This is a genomic window from Allobosea sp. ASV33 (genome assembly GCF_016428755.1).
Taxonomy (GTDB): Bacteria; Pseudomonadota; Alphaproteobacteria; order Rhizobiales; family Beijerinckiaceae; genus Allobosea.
In genome coordinates this window covers 1-2,318 of sequence record NZ_JAELTI010000186.1, presented here as the reverse complement: position 1 = coordinate 2,318, position 2,318 = coordinate 1, and the positions used below count along the sequence as shown (strand labels likewise).

Below are 2,318 nucleotides of genomic sequence, written 5' to 3'. Positions count from 1 at the left end.
GTCCTACACCCGCTACCTGGTCAACAATCTGCGGGAAGCCTTCGAATTGCCGGGCACGCCGATCCGGCTGCATCGCCGCGGCGGCGAAAATCCCTATGACAAGGAGCGCAAGGGCTGATGAAGGTCGCGGTCGTCGGCGCCGGTATCGCCGGGCTTTCCACCGCCTGGTCGCTGAGCAAGCGCGGGCATGAGGTGACGCTCTACGAGCAGGCGCCGCAGATCCCGAACCCCTATGCGGCCTCAGGCGACCAGCATCGCATCATCCGGCGCGCCTATGGCGGCGCCGACGGCTACGCCCGCACCATCACCGAGGCCTTCGAGGCCTGGGGCGAGCTCTGGGCCGATCTCGGCAAGCAGCATTACGCGCCCTGTGGCGTCCTCGGCATCTCCCAGACCGAGGGCGACGAGGGCGAGGAGTACCGCGAGGGCCTCGACCGCATGGCCTCGCCCTACAAGCTCTACGACGCGGGGGAGGCCGCCCGGCGCTATCCCTTCATCGACGCTGCCACGATCCGTTACGCCTATCTCAGCCCCGAGGGCGGCGCGCTGTTCCCGGCCCGTATCGCGGCCGACATGGTGCGCCTGCTGCGCGAGCGCGGCGTCACCTTGCGCGAGGGCGCGACGGTCACCTCGATCGATCCCGAGAGCGGGCGAGTCGGCCTTGCCGATGGTGAGGCGGCGGTCTTCGACCGCATCGTGGTCAGCTCCGGCGCCTGGGTGCTGAAGCTCCTGCCGGAGCTCGCGGACGTGCTCACGACCTATCGCACGGCGGTCGCCTATCTCGACCCGCCGGCGGACCTGAAGGCGGCCTGGGAGGCCGCCCCGGTCATCGTCGATGTCGGCGGCACGGTCGACGGCTATGTCTTGCCACCGGTCGACGGCACGGGCCTGAAGGTCGGCGCCGGCGTGCACAAGCGTCCGCGCCAGCCCGACGAGGAGCGCGAACCGCGGCCGGGCGAGGGCGAGCAACTGCGTGATTATTTCGCGCCGCCCTTCGCGCGCATCGCCGAGTACCGGGTCGAGCGCGTCGTGACCTGCGCCTACACCTTTACGGCGGATCGCAAGTTTCTGTCGCGGCAGATCGGCCGGGTGACGGCGGTCTCGGCCTGCTCGGGCCATGGCTACAAGTTCGGTGCTGCGGTCGGAAGGCGGGTTGCGGCCGCCGTGGAGAGCGGCGATCAGGCCGGCCTGCTGCGCTGGCTCAGGGCCGAGTAACGATTGCGGGCGCATGCTGGAGACCGTCAGCGCGCTCTTCGTCGATGCCGATCGGAAGGTGCTTCTCGGCTTGCGTGCCGTCTGGAAGCAGGCCTGGCCAGGCCATTGGGACGCGATCGGCGGCCGGGTTGAGCCCGGCGAGGCACTGGAGCAGGCCCTGCTGCGGGAATGCCGCGAAGAGGTGGGCCTGACGCCGACACGCTATGAGTTGGTACTCTCGGAAGCCGAGCGCTTTCCCGAGCGCAACGGCGCCGCGCTCCACCACATCTATGTCGTGAGTGCCTGGGAGGGCGGAGCGGCCATCAACCTCGTCGACGAGCATGACGAGATCCGCTGGTTCGGCCTGGATGAGATGGCGGCCCTGCCGAACCTCACCATCCCCGATCTGATCACGCTGGTGCAGGCCGCGCTGACGCGCGGCTGAGCAGCCTCAGACCGGCGGCTGCGGCGCCAGAACCTTGCCTTGCGGGAAGTCGAAGATCTTGCCGCTCTCGCTCCAGTCGGGCGAGGCGAGCCTGACCAGATGCGGCGCCAGCTCTTCCGGCGTCTTCAGCGTCTGCGGGTCTTCGCCCGGCATCGCCTCGGCCCGCATCTTGGTGCGCAGCGGCCCCGGATTGACCAGCATGAGCTTGACCGGGGTCGTCGCGGTCTCGGCCGCATAGGTGCGCCCCAGGGCCTCCACGGCAGCCTTGGAGATCGAATAGGGGCCCCAATAGGCCGTGCACTTATGCGCGGCGCCCGAGGTCATCAGCAGCACGCGGCCGGCATCCGACGCACGCAGCGCCGGGTCGAGCGCCTTGAGCAGGCGCCAGTTGGCGGTGACGTTGATATCGAGCACCTTGGCCCAGTCTTTCTCGGTCGCATGCCCGAGCGGCGTCAGCGAGCCGAGCACGCCGGCATTGGCGAGCAGGATGTCGAGCTTGCCCCAGCGCTCCGTCACGGCATGCCCGAGCTTCTCCAGCCCGCCGGCATCGGCGAGATCGAGCGGAACGAGTGTCGCAGTGCCGCCGATCGCGACGATCTCGTCGTCGAGTTCCTCGAGTGCGCCAGCGGTGCGAGCGAGCGCAATGACATGCGCGCCGGCTGCGGCGAAGGCCAGCGCC

General features: G+C 69.4%; 4 protein-coding genes. 3 read left to right on the top strand and 1 reads right to left on the bottom strand.

Going from position 1 to position 2,318, the window contains the following annotated elements; translation table 11 throughout:
• The 3 genes from JHD80_RS29330 to JHD80_RS26960 form a co-directional block, all read left to right on the top strand.
• On the top strand, positions 1-118 hold a 118-nt coding region (locus JHD80_RS29330), incomplete at its 5' end, for a hypothetical protein (RefSeq protein ID WP_199093632.1).
• The gene (locus JHD80_RS26965) at positions 118-1,215 is read left to right on the top strand and encodes an NAD(P)/FAD-dependent oxidoreductase (protein WP_199093630.1); all 1,098 of its coding nucleotides are present in this window, start codon (positions 118-120) and stop codon (positions 1,213-1,215) included. The genes JHD80_RS29330 and JHD80_RS26965, both read left to right, overlap by 1 nt.
• A gap of 13 nt (positions 1,216-1,228) precedes the next feature.
• Positions 1,229-1,639 carry an NUDIX hydrolase gene (locus tag JHD80_RS26960; protein WP_199093628.1) on the top strand — a complete coding sequence of 137 codons (411 nt, stop codon included), beginning with the start codon at positions 1,229-1,231 and terminating at the stop codon, positions 1,637-1,639.
• 6 nt (positions 1,640-1,645) lie between these two features.
• On the opposite strand, the gene JHD80_RS26955 is transcribed toward JHD80_RS26960, so the two are convergent.
• Positions 1,646-2,318: SDR family NAD(P)-dependent oxidoreductase (locus tag JHD80_RS26955; RefSeq protein ID WP_199093626.1), on the bottom strand; the 673-nt coding region annotated here is incomplete at its 5' end.